Origin of the sequence: Flagellimonas aquimarina (assembly GCF_003149745.1) — a bacterium.
GTDB classification, from domain to species: domain Bacteria; phylum Bacteroidota; class Bacteroidia; order Flavobacteriales; family Flavobacteriaceae; genus Flagellimonas; species Flagellimonas aquimarina.
Genome location: NZ_QGEG01000001.1, coordinates 509,450 through 532,996, shown reverse-complemented (window position 1 = coordinate 532,996; position 23,547 = coordinate 509,450). Strand labels below are relative to the sequence as shown.

The following is a 23,547-nucleotide window of genomic DNA, read 5'->3' as shown; positions in this document are numbered from 1 at the left end:
TCACATTCTTTTGTAAAGCCAATTTGGCAAAATCTTGACAATTATGGCGATTAATTGCCATCTTTTTGTAATATAGACCCTATCTTTTTTTCTACTGATGGCTAAAAAAATTTGATTGGCTGCTTTTTTGGGTGAAGCTACCCAAAATTGTCCATCGCCTTTTGCCATTGCCGTGTTAACAAATCCAGGGCGAACATCGGTGAGGGTGATATCCATTTTCAACTTCTTCGCTTTTTGACGGAGCCCTTCCAAATAATTGATTTGATATGCCTTGGAAGCATTGTAAGCCGGAGCAATGGCACTTCCTCTTAATCCACCTATTGAGGTTATTGCAACAACATGTCCATTTCCTTGTTTTTGAAAAAGCTTGAAGGCCCACCCCATTATTTTGGAGAAAGCAACTACATTCAAGGTATTGGTCATTTTTTCAATGTCGTACACAAGTGCTTCATTAAGGTCTCCTGTTCCGGATGAGAAGATGAGTAGGTCTAAGCCCTCCAATTTTTCAATTAATTGCTCTAAGTGAATTGTCGCATGTTCTTCGGTGCAATCAAAAGCCATGGAAATAAAAGAACCAGGAGATTTTTGTTCTAGGGCTTTCAACAATGCTGAACGACGTCCGGTGATACCAACTTTGTAATTGTTTTTAGATAAGACAAGAGCAAGCTCCCTTCCAATACCGGAAGTTGCTCCAATAACAATTGCCTTTTTTATCATAATTGGTAAAAATAAAAAACCACCCCAAAATGAGGTGGTCCTAGATTCTTTTTCTAGTCAATTACTAGCAGAACTCGTTATAGGCTTCCATTAAATTTTCGGCAATCATTTCTGCAGGTCTACCTTCAATATGATGTCTCTCTATCATGTGTACCAATTCACCATCTTTAAACAATGCCATGCTTGGTGATGATGGGGGGAAAGGAACCATATGGTTTCTTGCGGTATTAACGGCATCTGTGTCAACCCCGGCAAAAACGGTTGCCAAATGGCTAGGTTTCTTATTGTTTTGCAAGCTTAGCTTGGCAGCAGGTCTGGCGTTGGCTGCGGCACAACCACAAACAGAGTTTACAACAACCAAAGTTGTTCCTTCCTGTTTTAGTGCATTTTCAACCGCCTCGCTTGTATATAATTCTTCAAACCCAGCAGAAGCTAGGTCAGCTCTCATAGGTTTTACCAATTCTTCTGGATACATAGTCTTATTTTTTATTTTGCATTCAAAGATACGGTTTTTGTCGTATTTTTTTCATCACCCTTAACACCGCTTAAGGGTTTCTTTCTTGGGCAAAACCCTATATTTGGGCTTTAAAAATTTTAAGGATGATCAAGTGGGCCGCTGCTTTCATTGGATTTTTTATTAGAGGATTTGTAGGCGCTATAATTGGCTTTTTTGTTGGAAGCCTTCTGGACGGTTTGGGGGGCAACAATAAACGTGGCGGAAATACAGTTTTCCAAGATTTCACCCGTCAATCGGTTTCTCCGGCAGATTTTGAACTGAACTTGCTATCGCTATGTTCAATTGTTATTAAGGCAGATGGGCAAGTAAGTCAGCGGGAATTGGATTATGTGCGACAATATTTTTTGAGCACATATGGAAAGGAAAAGGCAAATGCTATATTTCGAACTTTTAATGATGTAATCAAAAAAAGGGAAATCTCTGCACAGCGAATATGTTCATTTTTGGTACAACGCACTAGGTATGAAGTAAGACTGCAATTATTGCATTTTCTTTTTGGAATTGCTCAAGCGGATGGACAAGTAAGCAAAGCAGAGGTAGGCAAACTAAGAGAATTGGCAGGGTACTTAAGGGTTGGCCTACATGATTTTGAAAGTATCATGGCCATGTTCATAAAATCTGCAGATAACGCGTACAAGATTTTAGAAATAGAGAGAAGTGTTTCTGATGATGAAGTAAAAAAGGCCTATAGAACAATGGCAAAGAAGTATCATCCAGATAGGGTTGTAACGGATAACGAGGCCATTAAAAAGGGTGCTGAAGAAAAATTTAAGGAAGTACAAAAGGCTTACGAAACTATTCAGAAAGAAAGAGGAATTTCATAACAAACGAATATGCAAGAATTTTGGTTTTACATAGAATTGGGATTAAAACACGTGTTGGATTTTGGTGCGTATGACCATATCCTGTTTTTATCTGCTCTGGCCATTCCCTTTACGTTTAAGAACTGGAAAAAAGTAGTGATTTTGGCTACAATTTTCACCATAGCACATTGTACTTCATTGGCGCTGTCGGCATTTGGGGTGCTTACCGTTGATGTAGGGTTAATAGAATTTCTTATTCCGGTCACCATTACGCTAACAAGTCTGTTCAATTTGATCTATGTGTACAATGGGGATAAGAACGTGGGAATGTACCTGCACATATTAGCGACAGCTTTTTTTGGACTAATACATGGCTTCGGGTTCTCAAACTATTTTAAAATGTTAATGGCAGAAGAAGAAGATAAAGTGACACCGCTATTGGGATTTGCCACTGGAATTGAATTTTCACAAATTGCCATAATCCTCGCTATTCTGGCTATTGCCTTTTTAATTCAGGACTTGATTAAGGTGAAAAGGACGTATTTTATTGCCATAGCGTCCATTTTAATCATTTGCATTACAATACCGCTGCTCATTGCTACGTTTCCCAAGTAGGACGTTCGTTAAATTTAATCGAATAAGGTTGTAAGGGTCTTCCAAAGCAGGTATATTTATTTAAATATCTGGTTATTTGCCAAGTATGAAGGAGCGTAAACAAGAAAAGTACGATAAGGCCTATTTACGAATGGCGAAAGAATGGGGAAAACTCTCTTATTGCCATAGAAAACAGGTGGGAGCAATCATAGTAAAAGATAGGATGATTATATCAGATGGTTACAATGGAACACCTACTGGTTTTGAAAATATTTGCGAGGACGATGAAGGATATACCAAGTGGTATGTGCTGCATGCCGAAGCCAACGCCATTTCAAAAGTAGCGTCATCCACGCAATCCTGTGAAGGCGCCACATTATATATTACATTATCTCCCTGCAGGGAATGCAGTAAGTTGATACATCAATCTGGCATAAAACGTGTTGTATATCAGACCGCTTATAAAGATGATTCTGGATTAAAGTTCTTAGAACGTGCTGGAGTAACTACCCATCACTTACCTATTTTAGAAGAAATGGTATAACCCACCATTTAAGTTATGAAGAAAAAATATAGCTACATATTGCCTACACTAATCGCTCTTGCTATTGCTGTGGGAATTTTTATAGGAGGGAAACTGCATTTTGACGACACCCCAGAAAAATTGTTTTCTACCAATTCTAAAAAGGACAAGCTAAACAGGTTGATCGACTATATTGATTACGAATATGTTGATGAAATAAATACAGATAGTATTGTTGATGTTACCGTGAACAATATTTTAGGAAAATTAGACCCACATTCAGTATATATCCCGAAAAGTGAAATGAGGGAGGTATCTGAGAATATGAAAGGGGATTTTGTAGGTATAGGTGTTAGTTTTTATATGTACAAGGACACCATTACCGTTATTAGAACCATTAAGAATGGTCCAAGCTATATGAGTGGGATTAAACCGGGAGACCGAATATTGATTGCGGACAACGATACTCTTTTTGGGAAGAAAACACCAAATAATGTTGTTGTTTCCAAACTTAAGGGAAAGATTGGGACCAAGGTAGACCTAAAGGTATACCGAAAGGCCACAAATAGAACCTTGAACGTTACGGTAACCAGAGATAGAGTTCCCATTAAAAGTGTTGATGCCTACTATATGCTCTCCAGAGACATGGGGTACATAAAAATCAACCGTTTTGCAGAATCTACATTTGCAGAATTTAAAGATGCGCTCAGGAAACTTAAGTTAAGGGGGGCAGAAAAGCTAGTTCTAGATTTAAGGGATAACCCTGGGGGTTACCTCGGCATTGCAGAAAAATTGGCCGATGAATTTTTGGAAGATGATAAGCTTATTCTCTATACAAAGAATAAAAAAGGTAGAATAAAGAAGGCCTTTGCTACCAAAAAAGGTGATTTTGAGGATAAACCGGTCTATGTGTTGATCAACGAACGTTCGGCCTCTGCCAGTGAAATTATAGCAGGAGCTCTACAGGATAATGATATAGGCACTATCGTTGGAAGACGGTCTTTTGGAAAAGGACTGGTTCAAAGAGAAATGGATTTAGGAGATGGTTCTGCGGTCCGTCTAACCGTTTCAAGATATTACACCCCTACAGGACGTTCTATTCAAAAATCATACAAAAAAGGGCATAAAGACTACTATCAAACTTTTATGGAACGATACAGTAGTGGAGAATTGATTTCTGTTGACAGTATAAAAGTGGCAGATTCTTTAAAATTTAAAACTCCAAAAGGAAAGATTGTATACGGCGGAGGCGGCATTATTCCAGATGTTTTTGTCCCCATTGGCAGCAATGAAGAAGAAGCTATAGAGAGTATGGATGATACGTACGAGTTCTTTTCTAGATTCATTTTTGAACACTTGGAAAAGGACCGCACACGGTACTCCGACTTCACTAAAAATCAATTTTTGGACGATTACAAAATTGATGACATACTATTTGATGAATTCATTCAGTTTGTGTTGAACAGAAAAATAAAGCTGGACTTCTATGCCTATGAGGAAAAAATAAAGGCATACTTAAAGGCAAATATTGCAGAACAATTATTTTCTCCCAACCTATCGGCACAAATTAAAGGAAGTCATGATACAATGCTTGAAAAAGTCAAGGCATTGGACGCTGCAATTTTTGACCAATCTGAGGTAGGGGCTCTTAAACTACAAGATTAATCCTCCTTAAGCTTTTTGTCTATTTTTTTTGATGTCATAAAAATCAAGAGAAGAACTATAGCACATAAGGAAGCTATAATACCAATCAATGCAATGGTACTATCACCTTGTATAGGGTTTTTAAAATCCACTAATGTGACATTATAGGCAATTAACCCTAAGGCCAAAAAGATTAAAACGATACTAAATGTCTTGTTCATAAATAAGAAACATATTGTTAGTTCCCTAACATCTGATTAATGTTTGTGGCAAAGAGCTTTACCGCAATTGCCAAAAGGATTACCCCAAAAACTTTACGAATAACGCTAAGTCCATTCTTGCCCAAAAAGCGTTCTATTTTAGCACTGGACTTAAGAACAATATATACAAAGATAATATTAACTACAATGGAAACTATAATGTTTTCAACATGATATTCCGCCCTTAAAGCTAAAATAGAGGTTAAAGTTCCAGCTCCCGCAATCAAGGGAAAAGCAATGGGGACTACAGAGGCACTTTCCGGTTCATCATCCTTGAAAAGAGTAATGCCTAAAACCATTTCCAGCGCCAAAAAGAAAATGACGAACGCACCGGCCACTGCAAAAGAGTTCACGTCAATTCCAATCAAGCTCAGTATGCTTTCTCCAACAAAAAGAAAGGCCACCATAATGCAAGCAGCAACAATAGAAGCTTTTTCAGACTGAATATGACCTACCTTGCTTCTTAATGATATAATGATGGGGACACTGCCTAAAATATCTATAACAGCAAAAAGAATCATGCTCGCGGTTATTATTTCCTTTATATTAAAATTCATGGTGCTTTAAATATGTTTGCAAATTTACGTGTAAAAAGTGTGTTTGGATTTTATATAAATGCACAGAAAACATCAATTTTAGGTTTTAAATTACCTTTGCCCAAAAAGCAAAGAGCAATATGTTCCAAATAGGGAAAACCATAGTTTCTGAAGAGATCATAAGTAACGATTTTGTTTGCAATTTAAATGCCTGTAAAGGAGCCTGTTGTGTAGATGGAGAATACGGAGCTCCCTTGGAAGACTCTGAAACCGAAATTCTTGTGGACATCTTTAAAGATGTTAAACCTTATCTGCGACCAGAGGGCATAGATGCCATTATGGAACAAGGTGCATTTGTAAAGGGAGAGGATGGGGAATGGGAAACCCCTTTGGTTAATAAAAGCGAATGCGCATATGTTGTTTTTTCGGAGAGTGGAATTTCTAAGTGCGGATTGGAAGCGGCATACAATGATGGTGCAACAAAATGGAAGAAACCAGTTTCATGTCATTTGTACCCTGTAAGAACGCGAGAGTATTCAGAATTCACCGCTGTTAATTACCATAAGTGGGAAATTTGCGACCCCGCATGTAGTTTGGGAGAAGAATTGAAGGTTCCTGTGTACAAATTTGTAAAGGAAGCTTTAATTAGAAAGTTTGGGGAAGATTGGTACAAGGAATTGGAAGAAGTAGCTATGGAGAATACTAAACGGTAGGAATGTCCAATATTACTTTTGTTCCTCTGGGATTGCCGTTTTCATCGAACAAATCAACAATATCCACTTCAAAGTTGTTTTGGTAATCCTTGGAAAAGTTGGCTAGGCGCTCTTTGGTAATACGAATGCCAACAGATTTCCTTTTTAGCACTCTGTTTTCCTTATTGGTCTGTGCAGCACCTCGCCCCACGCCGTTATCTTCTATTTCTATAGATACATGATTGCGATTTTTCTTTTTGATATTCAAGTGAATGATTTTCTCACCTTCTTTGGGTGAAAGTCCATGCCACAGTGAATTTTCCAAAAAGGGCTGTAATGCCAAAGAAGGCATTTTTATGCTGTCTGGATTGATATTGCTATCCATCGAAATCTTGAAATCTATTTCATTGGAAAACCTTATGTTTTCAATATTCATGTATAGCTCAATAGTCTCTAATTCTTCGGCCAGAGTAATCTCTTTTACTGAGGACGCTTCCAGTATTTTTCGGATTAGTTTAGAAAACTTGTTTAAGTAATGTACAGCATTTTTTTGCTCGTTGTTTATGATGTAAAGTTTAATCGAGTTCAACGAGTTGAACAAGAAATGAGGATTCATTTGGCTGCGGAGCATGTTCTGTTCCAGGGTAAGAACTCTTTTCTCATTCTTGCTTTGGTATTGTCTATATAGAATATAAAGTATGGAAGAAATCAGCCCAACAATGAGTGCGCTTACCAACAGGGTGGTCTGGTTTTTTCTAAGCCTTAATCGCACAATTTCATTTTCCTTGGCCAGCACAGATATTTGATTGTTCTTTTTGTCGGCTTCATATCGTACAATGACGTCGTTCATGTACCTAAAATTGGTAGCGCTTGATATCTCATTATCATATTCATCTGCCTTTTTATAGTATTCATAGGCTTTTTTATAATTACCTCTTTCACGCTCAAAATCTGAAAGCTTTTGATAACCATAGAGAACATTGCTGGGCATGTTGTGGTTTTGTGCCATTTCCAGACCATCTTGAATGAACCTGCCGGCTTTATTAAAATTTCCCAGTTTGGTATGTGCCCATCCGGTATTGATAAATACTGCTGAGGTCACAAGAAAATCTCCTATTGACTTTGATTGCTCATGTAGCGGCTCTAAAAGGACCAAAGCAGCATAGGGCATATCTTGTTTAAGGTAAATTTGAGCTAAGCTGTTTTTGCATAAAACACGCCCAAAGTCCGAATTAATCTCTTCGTTATAGGCCAATGATTTTCTAAAGTTCTCAAGGGCGCCCTCCAAATCTCCTTTTTCCTCAAGGCAACCTCCAATATTTTGGTGGTTGATGGCCAAGCCTAATTTATTGCCAAGCTCTTCCTCAAACTTAAGAGCTCGCTTAAACTGTGTTATGGCAAGGTCATACTGTTCCAGAGATCGATATAGGAGTCCAATACAGTTAAGGGAAACATTTATACTTCTTTTAATATGGTGCGATGGATTCTCTACCTGTTCGGCCAATTCTAGGGCTTTTTGGTTATAGTCCAAAGCTGTTTTAATGGCATCTGTACGTCTATAAACAACACCGAGCATATTAAGACTTAATACCTCTAATTCAATATTATTGGCTTTTTCCGAAATTTCTAAGGCCTGTTGATGAAGGTCTGCGGCATTTTTAAACTGAGAAATATTTCTATACTTAGACCCCATTTGATTAAGGGCATATGCCTGTCCTTCTAGATAGTTTTCTGTTTGGCACAAATTTGCAAAATAACGTAACAGTGTGGTATCTCTTTTTTCAGACTTTAGTTCCGTGTCCAATGTGAGATAAGTTTTAGGCTTCATTTGAACAAGCCTTTGAGCTTTATTTTTAAATGTTTCTGGAATTTCTTGTGAGAAGATGCAATATGGAACCAGAAAAAGGAAAAAAAATAATCCTATAATATTTTTTTGTGGATGTAGATTTTCGGTCTTTATAGCTTGTTTTTTAAACACAGGTGTCTTGGGAAGTTATAGCATATCCAAAAAGTCAGATTTCTTTTGCCTAGAAACGGGAATTTTGTGGTTGGATTCCAAAACCACATAACCGTCTGTTTTGAGAAACTCTTTTATTTTGTTTAAATTGATGATATAGGAATTGTGTATTCTAAAAAAGCTAGTATCTGGTAAAAGATTATTTACTTCTTTTAGCTTTTTTGTCAATAAAATTTTTTGGCCATCACTTAAAAATATTGTGCTGTAGTTTCCATCAGATTCAGCATACAATATATCATCACTATTTAGAAACAATAATTTTCCATCTGTATTTATTGTTATCTTTTTACTATGGGATTCCGCATTAAAGTTCAACAAGATTTTTTCCAATTTGTCTATAGTCAAATTTTTGGTATTGTACTTTTTTATTTTGGAAATGGTTACCTGAAGGTCATCTGTGTCAATAGGCTTTAAAAGATAATCAATAGCCTCGTTTTTCAAAGCTTGGAGTGCGTATTGATTATAGGCCGTGGTAATAACAACGGGAAAATCTTTGTTTTTTAGATTTTTTATGAACTGGAAACCATCCATTGCGGGCATCTCAATATCTAAAAAAAGGCAGTCTGGTGTATTGCGTTCAAGATAATCCAGAGCTTCATGAGCATCTGTAAAAGACGCAATTATGTCAACTTCATCACTCAGGTTGGTCAGTTCCCAACTTAAGCTTTGTAAAGCCTTTACCTCATCATCTACAATAACTGCTTCTAACATTCTTTATATTATCAAATTCAAATTTAGGATTATTCTGTATAAGGTATTTAAAAATATGTGCTAATGGACATTTAGCGCTTATAATTGGTAAAAAAAGGAACGTAACAAGATTTTGTGGAACAGTTCCTAACCAAGAACCCCGCATTCCAACAAGCTATAGATGAGCAAGAAAGTCAAAAACCATTTATACATAAAATGTAACCGATTATACATACAAGGTCCAGAGGAACCTATTCTTTTATAATTTGGCTTTATCAAAAATTAAGAAACAACCTTAAATGATACTCCAATGAGAAAATGTGTTGTATTATTCGTGATTTTGATATTTGCTCTAATATTCGCTGCTGTGTTAGAGAGCAAAGAATTAAAAATGCAGTCAGATTGGGACAAAGTGGTCAACGTAGACTAGAATGTTTCAACAGCACAAGTTCATATACATTACCAACAAACAAACGTACGGCCAGGCAACCAACCTCTTGATTTTAGAAACTGCTTGCAAAATAAAATGTTCAGCGATATCAAGGTTTTGAGTTTTGGTTTTGGGTTTCGGGGGAACTACCTAAGATTAAGGCACATTCCAAGGTTAAAGCTGAAAGTGGCCGTACTGTTTGGTAATGCAGTACTATAAAGTAGCTTTAAGAGCAAATTTTCATAAAAGATTAAGACCAAAAAGTATATTACAATATACTTTTTGGTCTTTTTTGTTATTGTTGAATCTTGACAAAAAAACTTCAATTGAGCCGTAATCCCAAAATCCCAAGGAACATCACTTGCGAACCTAGATTTCAACATGTTGTGTTAAAAACTTTACACTCGTTTTAATAAAACAAACTTTACAATCTGGTTACATTTTTGAATCTTTGTTAGCCCTATTCACAAGGAAGTTTCCTTTCCAAATTATAAATTTTGTAACTAGTAATTATGTCAGCAGCCATTGAGCCTATTTTAGAAGAAAATGAAGATAGATTTGTAATATTCCCAATTAAACATCATGATCTTTGGGAATGGTACAAAAAATGTGAAGCTTGTTTTTGGACTGCTGAAGAAATAGACCTTCATGAAGATTTGACGGACTGGAACAATAAGCTGAATGATGACGAGCGTTATTTTATAAAGCACATACTTGCGTTTTTTGCTGCATCTGATGGTATTGTAAATGAGAATTTGGCAGAAAATTTTGTTAGCGAAGTACAATATGCCGAAGCAAAGTTTTTCTATGGATTTCAAATTATGATGGAGAATATTCATTCAGAAACATATTCTTTGCTAATAGATACGTATGTGAAAGATGAAAAAGAGAAAAATGTTCTTTTCAAGGCCATAGAAAACTTTCCTGCCATCAAAAAGAAAGCAGATTGGGCATTGAACTGGATAGAGTCTCCAAGCTTTGCAGAAAGATTAATCGCTTTCGCAGCAGTTGAGGGTATTTTCTTTTCAGGTGCTTTCTGCTCCATTTTCTGGCTTAAGAAAAGAGGTCTAATGCCAGGGCTTACATTTTCTAATGAGTTAATATCTAGAGATGAAGGAATGCACTGCGATTATGCAGTTCATTTACATAACAAGCATTTGATCAATAAAGTGCCAAAAGAGCGAATCACTGCAATTTTAACTGATGCGCTTAACATTGAAAGAGAATTTATCACTGAGTCACTTCCAGCAAGTCTTATTGGAATGAACTCAAAACTAATGACACAGTACCTAGAGTTTGTAACAGATAGGTTACTCGTAGAATTAGAATGCGAAAAAGTATACAATGCCACCAACCCGTTTGATTTCATGGACATGATTTCGCTTCAGGGCAAAACGAACTTCTTTGAAAAGCGTGTCTCCGAATATCAGAAAGCAGGAGTGTTGAACAAAGAAAAAGATGAAGACGCACAAAAAATCAGTTTCGATGCTGATTTTTAGATTGACCAACCTTTAAGAAAACACTGCCCCATCGTGTTTTCGCCATCTTAACCTAAGTGCGTTGGAGTATTCCATCGCCAATTAAAATGTATGCTGGTATAACCAACAAACGTATCACTTAAATAATTGTAGCCACATGTATGTAGTAAAAAGAGACGGAAGAAAAGAGCTGATCATGTTCGATAAGATCACGGCCAGAGTAAGAAAATTGTGTTATGGTCTTAACGGACTGGTAGACCCACTAAAAGTAGCTATGCGTGTCATAGAGGGGCTTTATGATGGTGTCACCACATCCGAATTGGATAATTTGGCAGCAGAGATTGCCGCCACCATGACCACTACGCATCCTGATTATGCAAAATTGGCTGCTCGCATCTCAGTCTCCAATCTACACAAGAACACTAAAAAATCCTTCTCGGAAACCATGAAGGATTTGTACGAATACGTAAACCCCAGAACCGGTAAAGAGGCACCACTTTTATCCGATGAGGTGTATGAGGTAATTTCCAAAAATTCTGAAAAATTGGATTCAACCATTATTTATAACCGTGATTTTGGCTACGATTACTTCGGTTTTAAAACATTGGAACGTTCATACTTGTTAAAATTAAATGGTAAAATAGCAGAACGCCCGCAGCATATGTTGATGCGCGTTTCCATTGGTATCCATTTAAATGATTTGGATTCAGCCATAGAGACCTATGAGCTTATGTCCAAAAAGTACTTTACTCATGCGACACCAACATTATTCAATTCCGGTACACCTAAACCACAGATGTCCTCTTGCTTTCTTTTAGCAATGAAAGATGACAGTATTGATGGTATTTATGATACATTAAAGCAAACAGCAAAAATTTCGCAATCCGCGGGAGGGATAGGTCTTTCTATTCACAATGTTAGGGCTACAGGATCCTATATTGCGGGAACCAATGGTACTTCTAACGGAATTGTCCCAATGCTGCAGGTATTTAATGATACGGCTAGATATGTGGATCAAGGTGGCGGAAAACGAAAAGGAAGTTTTGCAATCTATATGGAACCATGGCATGCAGATATCTATGAATTCCTTGATTTGAAAAAGAATCATGGAAAAGAAGAAATGCGAGCACGGGATTTATTCTATGCCATGTGGATATCTGACCTTTTCATGAAAAGAGTAGAAGCAAATGAAGAATGGACATTAATGTGTCCAAATGAATGCCCAGGGCTTTTTACTCATCATAGTGAAGAGTTTGAAGAATTATATTTAAAATACGAAGCTGAAGGAAAAGGCCGTAAAACGGTAAGAGCACGTGAACTTTGGGAAAAAATATTAGAATCTCAAATTGAAACTGGTACGCCCTATATGTTGTACAAGGATGCTGCTAATCGTAAGAGCAACCAGAAAAATTTGGGAACCATCCGTTCTTCTAACTTATGTACAGAAATTTTGGAGTACACCTCTCCAGACGAAATAGCGGTATGTAACTTGGCTTCCATCGCGCTGCCCATGTTCATAAAAAATGGGGAGTTTGACCACAAAGAATTGTTTAAGGTTACAAAAAGGGTGACCAAGAACTTGAATAAGGTAATAGATAGAAACTACTATCCGGTTAAGGAAGCTGAAAATTCCAATATGCGCCATAGACCAATTGGTCTTGGAGTTCAGGGCTTGGCAGATGCGTTTATCATGTTACGATTACCTTTTACGAGTGATGAAGCCAAAAAACTGAATCAAGAGATATTTGAGACCCTATATTTTGCTGCAGTTACGGCTTCTATGGAGCAAGCAAAAGAGGATGGACCATATTCTTCCTATAAGGGTTCTCCAATTGAACAAGGGGAATTTCAACATAACCTTTGGGGCATTAAGGACGAAGAGCTGTCTGGACGTTGGGACTGGGCTAAATTGAGAAAAGAAGTTAAGAAAAATGGAGTGCGCAACTCCTTATTGGTAGCTCCAATGCCAACTGCATCTACTTCTCAAATACTTGGGAACAATGAGTGTTTTGAGCCATATACTTCTAACATTTATACGAGAAGAGTACTTTCTGGTGAGTTTATTGTGGTAAACAAGCACCTGTTGGAAGATTTGGTAAACCTAGGCCTTTGGAACGAAAACATGAAACAAGAATTGATGCGTGCTAACGGATCTATTCAACATATAGAAACTATTCCGCAGGAAATTAGAGAACTGTACAAGACCGTTTGGGAACTTAGCATGAAAGATATCATTGACATGAGTAGACAGCGGGGCTATTTTATTGATCAAAGTCAGTCTTTGAACTTGTTCATGGAGAATGCAAATTATTCCAAGCTTACTTCTATGCACTTTTATGCTTGGAAAAGTGGACTTAAGACAGGAATGTATTATCTAAGAACCAAGGCTGCGGTAGATGCTATCAAGTTCACGTTGGACAACACCAAGAAGAAAGAAGTTCCTATTAGTGTAGCTGCAGAAGCAGAAGTTGTGGCGGCAACACCTAAGGCTGCAGAAGAACTTAAGGTAGAAGCTTCGTCTGCAGGTCAGCAAGAAGTGGACATACAGCCCATGACAGCCGAAGAGATGAAAGAAATGATTGCACGGGCCAAAGAAGGCCAAGCGGACGATGACTGCTTAATGTGTGGATCGTAGTTTGTGCTGAACTTATCAGCATGTGATAGTGTTTATTGAACAAATGCCTCGGGAAAGTTCACCCCACATAGAACAACTTCCGAGGTATTTTTCTGAATTAGAAATTCAATAAAAAAAGCCCCTTTTAAGGGGCTTTTTTAATAATTTTTCAAGGTTCTATAAAGACCAGGCCTTACCTTGGGTGAGGGTTTGCTCATCTTCACAGGCTATATATTCACCAGGAATAGGGAGGTAAGCTAGAACTTCTTCACCAACGTATTCCGAAGTTTTATAAGACCAAATAGAAATATCTCTTAAAGAATTGGCAAAGCTGTAGCATGAAATCTCCTCATCCAATACAGCGCTTCCGTCGTTTTTTTCAACAGCCATAAAGTAGGCTTCTAAAGCTTTTTCATGGGCTTCTTCTACTTCATCTGTTCTTTTCTTTAGATACGTTGCAAAAACAGGCTCTAAATCTTCTTCATCCAATTCTGAAAGTGCCTCTTTTTGGGCTGAAGCTAAAACCTTATTTGTAAAATTGTTCATTCCCATCTTAAGAAAATCTTGATGTTCTATAGGAAGCACTTCATTTGCAAACTTATCTATGAACATATGCACATTTACTTCCGTAGCGGAAGGAGTGTCAGTTTTGGGCAATAAGATATCTACAAGTGTATGCATGACCGTTCCTTCATCTTTAGAAAAGAATTCAGGTGTCCAATCCAATACTTTTTTGCTACTGCAACTTTGTACTATTCCCAAAAGGGTTGGAGCAGCGACAGTATAGCCAAAGGCCAACCCCATATTTTTAAGTGCGACTCTTCTTTCCATTATATGTTTCCTTTTTTAAGTTCTTGTGCTGCATGGTTGGCAGCTCTTGCTGTAAAAGCCATATAGGTCAATGATGGGTTTACACAACTTGCAGATGTCATAAAGGCACCATCAGTTACATAAACGTTTTTAACGGCATGTACTTGGTTGTATCCGTTCAACACAGAAGTTTTAGGGTTTCTACCCATTCTGGCAGTGCCCATTTCATGTATTCCTAAGCCTAAAGCGTAAGTTTCATCATAAGTTTCAACATCACGTACACCAGACTTTTCAAGCATTGATGCTGCTTGCTCCTGCATATCCTTACGCATGTTTAGCTCATTTTCTTTTATCTCGGCATCAAAAGTTACCGTAGGAAGACCCCATTGATCCTTTTGGTCATAGTCCAAGCTCATTTTATTTTCATGATAAGGCAAAATTTCTCCAAAGCCTAACATGTTCATATTCCAACCTCCTGGTTTAAGTATAGCATCTTTAAGCTCTTTTCCATGGGAAACTTCTGCAATGGCGGCTTCATAATCACCTCTTCCGGCACCACCTTGATATCCGTAGCCTCTGGTAAATTCTTTCATATTACTACTGCCTCCCAAGTTCCTAAAACGGGGAACATAAATTCCGTTCGGCTTTCTTCCTTTGTAATATTTGTCTTCAAAACCATCTACTTTACCTCTAGCACCGGCCTTGAAATGATGATCCATAATATTATGACCCAATTCTCCTGAATCGTTACCCATTCCATTAGGGAACCTATCTGATTTAGATTGCATTAAAATAGAAGTGGATGCAATGGCAGAAGCACAAAGGAAAATTACCTTGGCCTTGAATTCAAATTCTTCTTTGGTAACACGATCTATAACTTTGACCCCAGTTGCTTTTTTTGTGTCTTGATCGTAGATTACCTCATGTACAATGGAATCTGGACGAAGGGTCATGTTGCCGGTACGTTCCGCAGCAGGTAGTGTAGAAGAGTTGCTGCTAAAATATGCGCCAAAAGGACAACCTCTTACACATCTGTTTCTAAATTTACAAGAGCTACGGTTTAGGCCGTCAAATTTTTTATCACTGTTAATGTGGGCAACTCTACCTGCCGTAATAACACGACCATCAAAATTATCCGCAACACGTTCACGCACTTGTTGTTCCACACAATTTAATTCCATCATAGGTTCAAATTGCCCATCTGGCAATTGTGGCAAATTCAGTAATTCTCCTGAAACTCCTATATAACTTTCAACTTTATCGTACCAGGGAGCAATGTCCTTATATCTAACGGGCCAATCAACAGCAACACCTTCCTTTTTATTCGCCTCGAAATCAATTTCACTCCAGCGGTAGCTATGACGGCCCCACAATAATGATCGTCCACCTACATGATATCCTCGCATCCAATCAAAACGTTTTGTTTCATTATAAGGATGGTCTATGTCATCTACAAACCAGAAATGATGAGGAGCTTTTACGGTATAACCAGTTCGGGCTTGTTTCTCTTGTCTTGCCATCTTTTCTGGGGACAATTCTCCATTATTTGGAAAATCCCAAGGGTCTAAATTTGCCGTGGGGTAGTCAGTAATATGATTTACCATACGACCGCGCTCCAAGACCAACGTCTTTAGTCCATTTTCGCATAGTTCTTTAGCAGCCCAACCACCACTAATGCCCGTTCCCACTACAATGGCATCATATGATTCCTGCTCTTCGTTGTAATAAAATTTACTCATTTAATAGGATTGTTTATTCCATAAATGTATTAATTATTAAATTAATTTTCTACATTTAATCCCTATGTTTATTGAGAATTCGTTACTATAACGTTGTAGTTTTTTAATTCTATTTAATATTATACAATTTGCCCTTATGAAGAGAAGGAATTTTATTCAAAATGGTGCCCAAGCTGGAATTGCAGTCTCACTGTTGGGTGCATATGCATGTAAACAAAGCAAGAAAAAAGAAATAACAGATACGGAAATGCCAGAAGAAACACCAGCCATACCAGAGCAAATATTCAAGCTTTCGTTGGCACAATGGTCCATTCATCGAATGATTAGGGAAGAGGGCTTAGATCCCTACCAATTTGCTGAAAAAGCCAAGGGCTGGGGATTTTCTGGTTTGGAATATGTAAGTCAGTTATATGAGGATGAACTTAAGGCTGCTGATTTTTCCAAAGAAGCTATGGACAAATTCGTAGAAAAATCAAAAGCAGAGAGTGAAAAACATGGCTTGGAGAATCTGATTATCATGATTGATCATGAAGGAGATTTGTCCGCTGCGGATGAAACAGAAAGAAAAGCTGCGGTAGAAAATCATTTTAAGTGGGTAGATGCTGCAGCGGCTTTAGGATGTCATTCCGTTAGAGTGAACTTAATGGGCAGCAAGATAGCCGAAGAATGGACTCCGGCATCTATTGATGGACTTTCCCAACTCTCTAGCTATGCTAAGGATAAAAACATTAATGTGATTGTTGAAAACCACGGAGGATTTTCTTCAGATGCAACCATGCTGGTTGAGGTTATAGAAAAAGTGAACCTCCCTAATTGTGGAACGCTTCCAGATTTTGGCAACTTCTGTACCAAAAGAGAAGATGGATCATATTTTGATACTGCTTGTATTGAAGAATACGATAGATATAAAGGAATAAGTGAACTAATGCCATACGCTAAAGCTGTAAGTGCCAAGTCCCACGATTTTGATGATCAAGGTAATGAGACACATACAGATTATGAACGAATGATAAAAATCATTAAAGACGCAGGATATTCAGGGTACGTTGGAGTAGAATATGAAGGAGACCAGCTTAGTGAGGAAGAAGGAATAATCGCCACGAAAAATTTGTTAAACAAATTGCTTGATCTGTCTGCATAAAACATTGGGTTTATGAAGGGATTTTTACACCAACATTTTGATTACAATTTCTATTGCAACAAAAAGCTCATTGAGCAATGTATGGCAATGGGGAACACTTCGGAAAAGTGTATAAAATTATTTAGCCATATTTTAAATGCCCACCATATATGGAATCATAGGATAGTGGGAAAGCCAATTGATTTTAGTGTTTGGCAAGAACATAAGGTTGAAAGTTGGGAGGATATCCATTATGATAACCAAAGAACCTCTTTTGAGATCATCACCAATGCGGATGATTTTACCAAAAGAATAGATTATGAAAACAGCGAGGGAAGAACCTTTGCCAATGAGCTCAAGGATATCCTGTTCCATATAGTAAACCACTCCACTCACCATAGAGGACAAATTTTGATGGATTTTCGCATGGCCGGAATTGAGCCAGAACCTTTAGATTATATTTTATACAAAAGATAACTCATTTATGAGCACAAAAATCAAGTTCCAATTATCCTTTATGATGTTTTTAGAATTTTTCATCTGGGGAGGCTGGTTCGTTACTTTAGGACCTTTTTTGGGAAATAATTTGAATGCATCAGGGGCCGAGACGGCAATGGCATATTCCACACAGTCCTGGGGAGCAATTATAGCGCCATTTATTATAGGCTTGATAGCAGATAGGTATTTTAACGCAGAACGTATTTTAGGAGTTTTGCATATTTCTGGTGCGATATTGATGTACCTTATGTATGGAGCTGAAGATTTTACAGTTTTTTATCCCTACGTATTGGGTTACATGATTTTATATATGCCCACCTTGGCTTTGGTAAATTCAGTTGCTTTTAATCAAATGAAAAACCCATCAAAAGAGTTTCCATACATTAGGGTGTTTGGCACTATTGGATGGATTTTGGCAGGTTGGATAATTAGCTTGGCTTTTAAATGGGATTCGATTGAAAATATTGAGTCAGGGTTTTTGAAAAACACTTTTCTAATGGTGGCTATTGCTTCAGCAATCTTGGGACTATTTAGTTTTTCACTTCCAAAAACGCCACCCAAGGTTGGAACCGGTGAAAAAAGAACCATTGGTCAAATACTGGGATTGGATGCTTTAAAACTTTTAAAGGATAGAAACTTTTCTGTGTTCTTTTTATCCTCAATTTTAATATGTATTCCTTTAGCATTTTATTACCAGCACATCGGAACTTTTTTAACGGAATCGAATGTCGAAAATTCTACGGCTTGGGCATCTTTAGGCCAATTTTCCGAAATCTTTTTCATGTTACTACTTCCCTTCTTTTTTAGGAAATATGGATTTAAAAAAACTATTTTGGTAGGAATGTTGGCATGGACAGTTAGGTACTTGCTCTTTAGTTTTGGTGATTCTGGAGAACTATTTTTCATGCTAGCTATAGGAATTGCCCTTCACGGTATCTGTTATGATTTCTTCTTTGTGTCCGGCCAAATTTATACCGATTCAAAAGCTGGAGAAGAATATAAAAGCTCTGCTCAAGGCCTAATAACTTTGGCAACCTACGGGGTAGGTATGTTGATTGGATTTTGGGTGGCTGGGAAAATCTATGATAAATTTATACAAGCGGATGGCACTGCTTTATGGGAAAACGTTTGGGTATATCCGGCAGGATTTGCCTTAATTGTTTTTTTACTGTTCGCATTGGTTTTTAAAAATGAAAAAATAGAATATAAAAATTGAACCAAATAGATAACTAACCAAATACATTTTGATGGAAAATATTAATAAGAATAGACTTTTTGTTGCTTCCTGTGTTGCCCTCTTGGTAACGGCAATGACCTTTGCAATAAGGGCAAGATTAGAAACTGTTTTCGGACCAGAAGGTGTGGGTCTTACTTTGGAACAAATAGGATGGGCGTTTACACCTGCTTTTTGGGGTTTTACAATTGCCATGATAGTTGGAGGACCCTTGGTGGATTCCCTAGGCATCAAAAAAATAACCTGGATAGCTTTTATTACCCATGCTATTGGTATCATATGGACAATATTGGCAAAGGATCAGACTTCGTTGTTCTTGGCCACACTTTTTGTAGGGATAGGCAATGGAATGGTGGAAGCAGCGCTCAACCCAATGATTGCCTCCATGTATACCAAGAATAAGACAAAGATGTTGAATCGTTTTCATGTTTGGTTTCCAGGGGGAATAGTAATAGGTTCTTTGGTAGGCTGGTTAGTGATGGATGTCATGGGACTTGGATGGCAGGTAATGGTAGGAGTGTTGTTTATTCCATTAATTGTCTATGGTTTTATGTTTTTGGGACAAAACTTTCCGGTTACCGAACGCGTACAAATGGGTGTCAGCAACAATAAAATGATTGCCAGTTTAGGCAAGCCATTGTTCATTTTTATGGTCTTGTGTATGTTTTTGACTGCAGCTTCAGAGCTGGGAACAACGCAACGCATAGAATCATTGCTAAAAGAATCCGTTGCAGTGCCGTTATTGGTGCTAGCATTTATAAACGGTATCATGGCGTTAGGACGTGCCTTTGCAGGAAAGGTCATTCATAAATTACAGCCCGCAGGTATGCTATTATTTTCGGCAGTATTTACATTTATAGGACTTTGGTTGTTAACTATTACAAGTGGGGGGATGACTTTTGCGGCGGCAGCAGTTTTTGCGGTCGGAGTTACGTTCTTCTGGCCAACTATGCTTGGTTTTGTTGCAGAATACCTTCCTGAAACTGGAGCTTTGGGACTGTCCATAATGGGTGGAGCTGGAATGCTTTCAGTATCAGTGGTTTTACCTGTAATGGGTAATTTAATGGATAATGCAAGTGCAATAGAAGCACTAAGAACAATGTCCATATTACCAGCGATTTTGATTGTTGCCTTCATTGGGCTTTATATATATATGAAGAAAAGAAAAACAGAAACAGCTTAATACTGATTTAAAAATGCCAAAAAAAATAAGACTAGGAATTATTGGAGGGGGAGGTGATTCCCTTATTGGAGTCCTCCATAGAGTTGCCTCTTTCATCAATGATAATTATGAGATTGTAGGAGCCGTATTCAACCCAGATTATGAGCACAATATTGCTTTCGCCAAAGAGATTGATGTGCCTACCAATAGAATATATAAGGACTTTGACACGCTTATTGAGGAAGAATTAAAACTTCCGGAAGATGAACGTATTCAGGTCTGCTCAGTATTAACACCCAACTTTTTGCATTTTCCAATGGCCAAGAAGCTTTTGGATAATGGCTTTCATGTTATCTGTGAAAAACCAATGACCATGGACTATGAGGAGGCCAAAATCCTTCAAGAAGCCCATAGAAACTCTGGCAAGGTGTTTGCCTTAACCCATACCTATACTGGCTACCCCATGGTGAGACAGATGAGGGAAATGATCAAAAATGGAGAATTGGGGAAAATTCATAAAGTAGATGCCAGATACTATCAAGGATGGATAAATACGGTAATCCATGATAAGGAAAAACGTTCTTCCGTTTGGCGTTTAGATCCCACAAAGGCAGGAATAAGTTCATGCATGGGAGATATTGGAGTGCATGCGTTTAACATGGTCGAATTTACAACAGGACTACAGGTTAAATCGTTGTTATGCGATTTCAATTACCTGTATGAAGACAATCAAATGGACGTGGACGGAACCGTTCTTATTCGAATGGGAGAACATGTAAAAGGAGTGATCAGGGGGAGTCAAGTTGCCACAGGAGAGGAGAATGGGCTGGCAATTGCCATTTATGGAGAGAAAGGAGCTTTAAGATGGGAACAAGAGAAGCCAAATTTCCTTTATAAAATGAGTGATACTGAACCGGTTCAAATATATAAGCCTGGACATGCATACAATTCTGAACTCTCTTTAGGAGCATCAAAAATGCCACCTGGCCATCCAGAGGGAATTTTTGATTCCATGGCAAATATTTATTTGGGAGCTGCAAAGGCCATAAGAGGAGAGCAATACAATGATGGTGAATTCCCAACCATGGAAGATGGTGTTAGAGGTATGAATTTTATTGAAGGTACCGTAGCTTCGCACAAACAAGGCAATGTTTGGGTAGAAATGGACTAATTATTACAATTTTCTCCAAAGAAGATTTTAATGGCCGCACTTGGCGGCCATTATCTTTGAAAGATTTTCTCGAACCGTTCAAAAACAACTATCATACTTTCTAACGGGGTTCTGTTAAACTCGGAAAGTTCTCTGGTATAATAATCCCAATGGGTCTTTTTCCAATGTTCTATACTTTTATCTCCTTCACCTTCCAACCGTGCATGTTCAGAATGAACTGCAAAGTAGGGAACCAACTTTACTGAGGTGGTTCTGATAATACATTTGGCTTTTCCAGACCAGTCCGTGACTACTGTAAAATCTCCGATTTTTGGCAATTCTTCCTTGCGCAGCTGCATTGCAAGCAACGAATGAGAGGTGGCACGTTTAACATCTTTACAAACTAAGTCGACACAAGTATTGGCGTCCTTTTCATTGTCACAAAAGTGTATCACTTTTGGTGCGTCTTCAGAGGCAAATTCTAGATGGGCGTCTAGAAAATCACCCCAGAGATTTCGGGCAGAAGCGTTTTCCATAGTAGGTATTTAAGAAAATTTATGTTGTTTAAATTGTTCAGCAGCATGATTGGCCGCTCTGGCTGTAAAAGCCATGTAGGTCAGTGAGGGGTTAACACAGCTGGCAGAGGTCATAAAGGCGCCATCCGTAACATAGACATTGGGTACATCATGAACTTGATTGTGCTTGTTCAAAACAGAAGTTTTTGGGTCTTTTCCCATTCGGGCACCTCCCATTTCATGTATTCCCAAACCGGGACCTGTTTCGGTGTCATAAGACTGTACATTTTTAAAACCGGCAGCTTTTAGAATGGCTACAGCTTCTTCTTTTATGGCTTCTCGCATATGAAGTTCATTCTCTTTGAATTCAACATCAAAATCTAGTTGAGGCAATCCCCATTTGTCTTTTTTATCTTGACTTAAGGACACGCGGTTATCATGATGGGGAAGCATTTCACCAAAACCGGTCATGCCAATTTCCCAACCTCCGGGTTTTAGGATAGCTTCCTTAAGTGCTTTTCCATAACCCATTTCTGCTACCATATCGGACCAATGATTTCTGCTTGCACCACCTTGATATCCAAATCCTCTCAAAAACTCTTTTCTTTTAGTTTTTTCATCTAGGTTAACAAATCTAGGAATATAGAATCCATTTGGTCTTCTCCCTTTATAATATTTGTCTAGATGACCATCAACTTTTGCAGATGCTCCTAACTGGTAATGATGGTCCATGATATTTCTGCCTAACTCATCATGATTATTGCCCATTCCATTGGGGAATGTTTTGGATTTTGATTGGAGCAAAATCCCTACAGAAGCCATTGCAGAGGCGCATAAGAATACTATTTTGCCTTTAAATTCTAACTTTTCCTGAGTCTCTGCATCAATTATTTTTACTCCTGTTGCCTTCTTTTGTTTTTCATCATAGACAACTTCATGAACAATGGAGTTGGGTCGTAACGTCATATTGCCTGTGCGTTCAGCGGCAGGCAAAGTAGAGGAATTACTGCTAAAATAACCTCCAAACGGGCACCCTCTCCAACATCTGCTGCGATACTGGCAGGGTCCTCGACCTTCAAAAGCGGTTGTGTTTTCAGTAATATGGGCCGCCCTTCCAATGGTCAAAAGTCTACCATCTTCAAATTGTGTCCCCATAGCATTTTGCAGTTCTTTTTCTACGCAGTTCAACTCCATTGGTGGTTGAAATTGACCATCTGGTAATTGCTTAAGTCCCAACTTCTCACCACTGACACCAATATAAGACTCTACTTTATCGTACCACGGCGAAATATCCTTATAACGCACGGGCCAATCCACAGCAACACCTTCTTTTTTATTGGCTTCAAAATCAATATCGCTCCAACGGTAACTTTGTCTCCCCCATGTTAGCGATCTGCCACCAACATGATATCCCCTTATCCAGTCAAACCGCTTGGTTTCTTGATAAGGATGTTCCAAGTCGTTAACAAAAAAATGTTTAACATCTTCTTTCGGGGCCCACCCTAGACGACGTTGTTTTGGGTATTGTTGTAGTTCCTTGTCACTCAACTCACCTTTTAAAGGATAATCCCATGGATCATCGTTCATGGTTTTGTAATCTTGAATGTGCTTTACCATGGGTCCACGCTCCAAAACCAAGGTTTTCAGGCCATTTTCACAAAGCTCTTTAGCTGCCCAACCGCCACTTATCCCGGTTCCTACAACAATAGCATCATAAACAACATTTTCGTTCATTTTTGTACTGTTTTAATTGTTAGCTAATCCCTATATTTATGTCTTTCTACAGGAAAAATAATAACATCGT

General features: G+C 38.1%; 22 protein-coding genes. 12 read left to right on the top strand and 10 right to left on the bottom strand.

Translation table 11 applies throughout. The annotated features are described in order from the left end of the window. Entirely contained in the window at positions 1–717 is a 717-nt protein-coding gene (locus DKG77_RS02385; RefSeq protein WP_243414795.1) for an SDR family NAD(P)-dependent oxidoreductase, read from the bottom strand. A gap of 64 nt (positions 718–781) precedes the next feature. Continuing rightward, positions 782–1,192, bottom strand: a complete 411-nt coding sequence (locus tag DKG77_RS02380; protein ID WP_109659822.1) for a BrxA/BrxB family bacilliredoxin — start codon at positions 1,190–1,192, stop codon at positions 782–784. Between the two features lie 125 nt (positions 1,193–1,317). On the opposite strand from DKG77_RS02380, the gene DKG77_RS02375 reads away from it, so the two are divergent. From DKG77_RS02375 to DKG77_RS02360, 4 genes are all read left to right on the top strand, one after another. After that, positions 1,318–2,058 carry a TerB family tellurite resistance protein gene (locus DKG77_RS02375; protein ID WP_109659821.1) on the top strand — a complete coding sequence of 247 codons (741 nt, stop codon included), beginning with the start codon at positions 1,318–1,320 and terminating at the stop codon, positions 2,056–2,058. Between the two features lie 9 nt (positions 2,059–2,067). After that, positions 2,068–2,652, top strand: a complete 585-nt coding sequence (locus DKG77_RS02370; RefSeq protein WP_109659819.1) for a HupE/UreJ family protein — start codon at positions 2,068–2,070, stop codon at positions 2,650–2,652. A gap of 85 nt (positions 2,653–2,737) precedes the next feature. Then, positions 2,738–3,175 carry a deoxycytidylate deaminase gene (locus DKG77_RS02365; RefSeq protein WP_109659817.1) on the top strand — a complete coding sequence of 146 codons (438 nt, stop codon included), beginning with the start codon at positions 2,738–2,740 and terminating at the stop codon, positions 3,173–3,175. Between the two features lie 15 nt (positions 3,176–3,190). Next, positions 3,191–4,819 carry a S41 family peptidase gene (locus tag DKG77_RS02360; protein WP_109659815.1) on the top strand — a complete coding sequence of 543 codons (1,629 nt, stop codon included), beginning with the start codon at positions 3,191–3,193 and terminating at the stop codon, positions 4,817–4,819. On the opposite strand, the gene DKG77_RS02355 is transcribed toward DKG77_RS02360, so the two are convergent. After that, a complete protein-coding gene (locus DKG77_RS02355; RefSeq protein WP_109659814.1) occupies positions 4,816–5,019 on the bottom strand; it encodes a hypothetical protein in 204 nt (67 codons plus the stop codon). The genes DKG77_RS02360 and DKG77_RS02355 overlap by 4 nt on opposite strands. Before the next feature lie 17 nt (positions 5,020–5,036). After that, positions 5,037–5,615 (bottom strand): MarC family protein, encoded by a 579-nt coding sequence (locus DKG77_RS02350; RefSeq protein ID WP_109659812.1) that lies wholly within the window; start codon positions 5,613–5,615, stop codon positions 5,037–5,039. Between the two features lie 119 nt (positions 5,616–5,734). Between DKG77_RS02350 and DKG77_RS02345 the strand changes: the two genes are divergently transcribed. After that, on the top strand, positions 5,735–6,307 hold the full coding sequence (locus tag DKG77_RS02345; RefSeq protein WP_109659810.1) for a DUF3109 family protein: 573 nt from the start codon (positions 5,735–5,737) through the stop codon (positions 6,305–6,307). Here DKG77_RS02345 and DKG77_RS02340 read toward each other — a convergent pair. Next, complete coding sequence (locus DKG77_RS02340) at positions 6,297–8,114, bottom strand: tetratricopeptide repeat-containing sensor histidine kinase (RefSeq protein ID WP_109661392.1); 1,818 nt, start codon at positions 8,112–8,114, stop codon at positions 6,297–6,299. The genes DKG77_RS02345 and DKG77_RS02340 overlap by 11 nt on opposite strands. Positions 8,115–8,279: 165 nt before the next feature. Continuing rightward, positions 8,280–9,014 (bottom strand): LytR/AlgR family response regulator transcription factor, encoded by a 735-nt coding sequence (locus DKG77_RS02335; protein ID WP_109659808.1) that lies wholly within the window; start codon positions 9,012–9,014, stop codon positions 8,280–8,282. A gap of 921 nt (positions 9,015–9,935) precedes the next feature. Between DKG77_RS02335 and DKG77_RS02325 the strand changes: the two genes are divergently transcribed. Next, on the top strand, positions 9,936–10,922 hold the full coding sequence (locus DKG77_RS02325; RefSeq protein ID WP_109659804.1) for a ribonucleotide-diphosphate reductase subunit beta: 987 nt from the start codon (positions 9,936–9,938) through the stop codon (positions 10,920–10,922). Positions 10,923–11,058: 136 nt separating this feature from the next. Continuing rightward, a complete protein-coding gene (locus DKG77_RS02320; RefSeq protein ID WP_109659802.1) occupies positions 11,059–13,536 on the top strand; it encodes a ribonucleoside-diphosphate reductase subunit alpha in 2,478 nt (825 codons plus the stop codon). A 156-nt stretch (positions 13,537–13,692) separates the two neighbouring features. On the opposite strand, the gene DKG77_RS02315 is transcribed toward DKG77_RS02320, so the two are convergent. After that, entirely contained in the window at positions 13,693–14,346 is a 654-nt protein-coding gene (locus tag DKG77_RS02315) for a gluconate 2-dehydrogenase subunit 3 family protein (RefSeq protein WP_109659800.1), read from the bottom strand. Next, complete coding sequence (locus tag DKG77_RS02310; protein ID WP_109659798.1) at positions 14,346–16,064, bottom strand: GMC oxidoreductase; 1,719 nt, start codon at positions 16,062–16,064, stop codon at positions 14,346–14,348. Before DKG77_RS02310 ends, DKG77_RS02315 begins: the two co-directional genes overlap by 1 nt. A gap of 136 nt (positions 16,065–16,200) precedes the next feature. Here DKG77_RS02310 and DKG77_RS02305 point away from each other — a divergent pair, with 136 nt between their 5' ends. Genes DKG77_RS02305 through DKG77_RS02285 form a run of 5 tightly spaced genes read left to right on the top strand, consistent with a single transcriptional unit; the run spans position 16,201 to position 21,249 of the window. Next, positions 16,201–17,205, top strand: coding sequence for a sugar phosphate isomerase/epimerase family protein (locus DKG77_RS02305; protein WP_109659796.1), 1,005 nt, complete (start codon positions 16,201–16,203; stop codon positions 17,203–17,205). Between the two features lie 12 nt (positions 17,206–17,217). Next, a complete protein-coding gene (locus tag DKG77_RS02300; RefSeq protein WP_109659794.1) occupies positions 17,218–17,661 on the top strand; it encodes a DinB family protein in 444 nt (147 codons plus the stop codon). Positions 17,662–17,668: 7 nt separating this feature from the next. Next, positions 17,669–18,898 carry a nucleoside permease gene (locus DKG77_RS02295; RefSeq protein WP_109659792.1) on the top strand — a complete coding sequence of 410 codons (1,230 nt, stop codon included), beginning with the start codon at positions 17,669–17,671 and terminating at the stop codon, positions 18,896–18,898. Between the two features lie 31 nt (positions 18,899–18,929). Next, positions 18,930–20,099 carry an MFS transporter gene (locus DKG77_RS02290; RefSeq protein WP_109659790.1) on the top strand — a complete coding sequence of 390 codons (1,170 nt, stop codon included), beginning with the start codon at positions 18,930–18,932 and terminating at the stop codon, positions 20,097–20,099. A gap of 13 nt (positions 20,100–20,112) precedes the next feature. Beyond that, positions 20,113–21,249 (top strand): Gfo/Idh/MocA family protein, encoded by a 1,137-nt coding sequence (locus DKG77_RS02285; protein WP_109659788.1) that lies wholly within the window; start codon positions 20,113–20,115, stop codon positions 21,247–21,249. A 50-nt stretch (positions 21,250–21,299) separates the two neighbouring features. Here DKG77_RS02285 and DKG77_RS02280 read toward each other — a convergent pair whose 3' ends face one another. After that, the gene (locus DKG77_RS02280; protein WP_109659786.1) at positions 21,300–21,764 is read right to left on the bottom strand and encodes an ASCH domain-containing protein; all 465 of its coding nucleotides are present in this window, start codon (positions 21,762–21,764) and stop codon (positions 21,300–21,302) included. 9 nt (positions 21,765–21,773) lie between these two features. Continuing rightward, positions 21,774–23,477, bottom strand: a complete 1,704-nt coding sequence (locus tag DKG77_RS02275) for a GMC oxidoreductase (RefSeq protein ID WP_109659784.1) — start codon at positions 23,475–23,477, stop codon at positions 21,774–21,776. Positions 23,478–23,547 lie beyond the last annotated feature (70 nt).

What these genes read in the sequence shown, in the direction of transcription:
- DKG77_RS02335 (WP_109659808.1), bottom strand. Translation starts at nt 9,014, where the DNA reads ATGTTAGAAGCAGTTATTGTAGATGATGAGGTAAAGGCTTTACAAAGC.
- DKG77_RS02305 (WP_109659796.1), top strand. Translation starts at nt 16,201, where the DNA reads ATGAAGAGAAGGAATTTTATTCAAAATGGTGCCCAAGCTGGAATTGCA.
- DKG77_RS02340 (WP_109661392.1), bottom strand. Translation starts at nt 8,114, where the DNA reads ATGAAGCCTAAAACTTATCTCACATTGGACACGGAACTAAAGTCTGAA.
- DKG77_RS02275 (WP_109659784.1), bottom strand. Translation starts at nt 23,477, where the DNA reads ATGAACGAAAATGTTGTTTATGATGCTATTGTTGTAGGAACCGGGATA.
- DKG77_RS02280 (WP_109659786.1), bottom strand. Translation starts at nt 21,764, where the DNA reads ATGGAAAACGCTTCTGCCCGAAATCTCTGGGGTGATTTTCTAGACGCC.
- DKG77_RS02310 (WP_109659798.1), bottom strand. Translation starts at nt 16,064, where the DNA reads ATGAGTAAATTTTATTACAACGAAGAGCAGGAATCATATGATGCCATT.
- DKG77_RS02350 (WP_109659812.1), bottom strand. Translation starts at nt 5,615, where the DNA reads ATGAATTTTAATATAAAGGAAATAATAACCGCGAGCATGATTCTTTTT.
- DKG77_RS02300 (WP_109659794.1), top strand. Translation starts at nt 17,218, where the DNA reads ATGAAGGGATTTTTACACCAACATTTTGATTACAATTTCTATTGCAAC.
- DKG77_RS02385 (WP_243414795.1), bottom strand. Translation starts at nt 717, where the DNA reads ATGATAAAAAAGGCAATTGTTATTGGAGCAACTTCCGGTATTGGAAGG.
- DKG77_RS02285 (WP_109659788.1), top strand. Translation starts at nt 20,113, where the DNA reads ATGCCAAAAAAAATAAGACTAGGAATTATTGGAGGGGGAGGTGATTCC.
- DKG77_RS02360 (WP_109659815.1), top strand. Translation starts at nt 3,191, where the DNA reads ATGAAGAAAAAATATAGCTACATATTGCCTACACTAATCGCTCTTGCT.
- DKG77_RS02355 (WP_109659814.1), bottom strand. Translation starts at nt 5,019, where the DNA reads ATGAACAAGACATTTAGTATCGTTTTAATCTTTTTGGCCTTAGGGTTA.
- DKG77_RS02320 (WP_109659802.1), top strand. Translation starts at nt 11,059, where the DNA reads ATGTATGTAGTAAAAAGAGACGGAAGAAAAGAGCTGATCATGTTCGAT.
- DKG77_RS02345 (WP_109659810.1), top strand. Translation starts at nt 5,735, where the DNA reads ATGTTCCAAATAGGGAAAACCATAGTTTCTGAAGAGATCATAAGTAAC.
- DKG77_RS02315 (WP_109659800.1), bottom strand. Translation starts at nt 14,346, where the DNA reads ATGGAAAGAAGAGTCGCACTTAAAAATATGGGGTTGGCCTTTGGCTAT.
- DKG77_RS02365 (WP_109659817.1), top strand. Translation starts at nt 2,738, where the DNA reads ATGAAGGAGCGTAAACAAGAAAAGTACGATAAGGCCTATTTACGAATG.
- DKG77_RS02325 (WP_109659804.1), top strand. Translation starts at nt 9,936, where the DNA reads ATGTCAGCAGCCATTGAGCCTATTTTAGAAGAAAATGAAGATAGATTT.
- DKG77_RS02375 (WP_109659821.1), top strand. Translation starts at nt 1,318, where the DNA reads ATGATCAAGTGGGCCGCTGCTTTCATTGGATTTTTTATTAGAGGATTT.
- DKG77_RS02380 (WP_109659822.1), bottom strand. Translation starts at nt 1,192, where the DNA reads ATGTATCCAGAAGAATTGGTAAAACCTATGAGAGCTGACCTAGCTTCT.
- DKG77_RS02290 (WP_109659790.1), top strand. Translation starts at nt 18,930, where the DNA reads ATGGAAAATATTAATAAGAATAGACTTTTTGTTGCTTCCTGTGTTGCC.
- DKG77_RS02295 (WP_109659792.1), top strand. Translation starts at nt 17,669, where the DNA reads ATGAGCACAAAAATCAAGTTCCAATTATCCTTTATGATGTTTTTAGAA.
- DKG77_RS02370 (WP_109659819.1), top strand. Translation starts at nt 2,068, where the DNA reads ATGCAAGAATTTTGGTTTTACATAGAATTGGGATTAAAACACGTGTTG.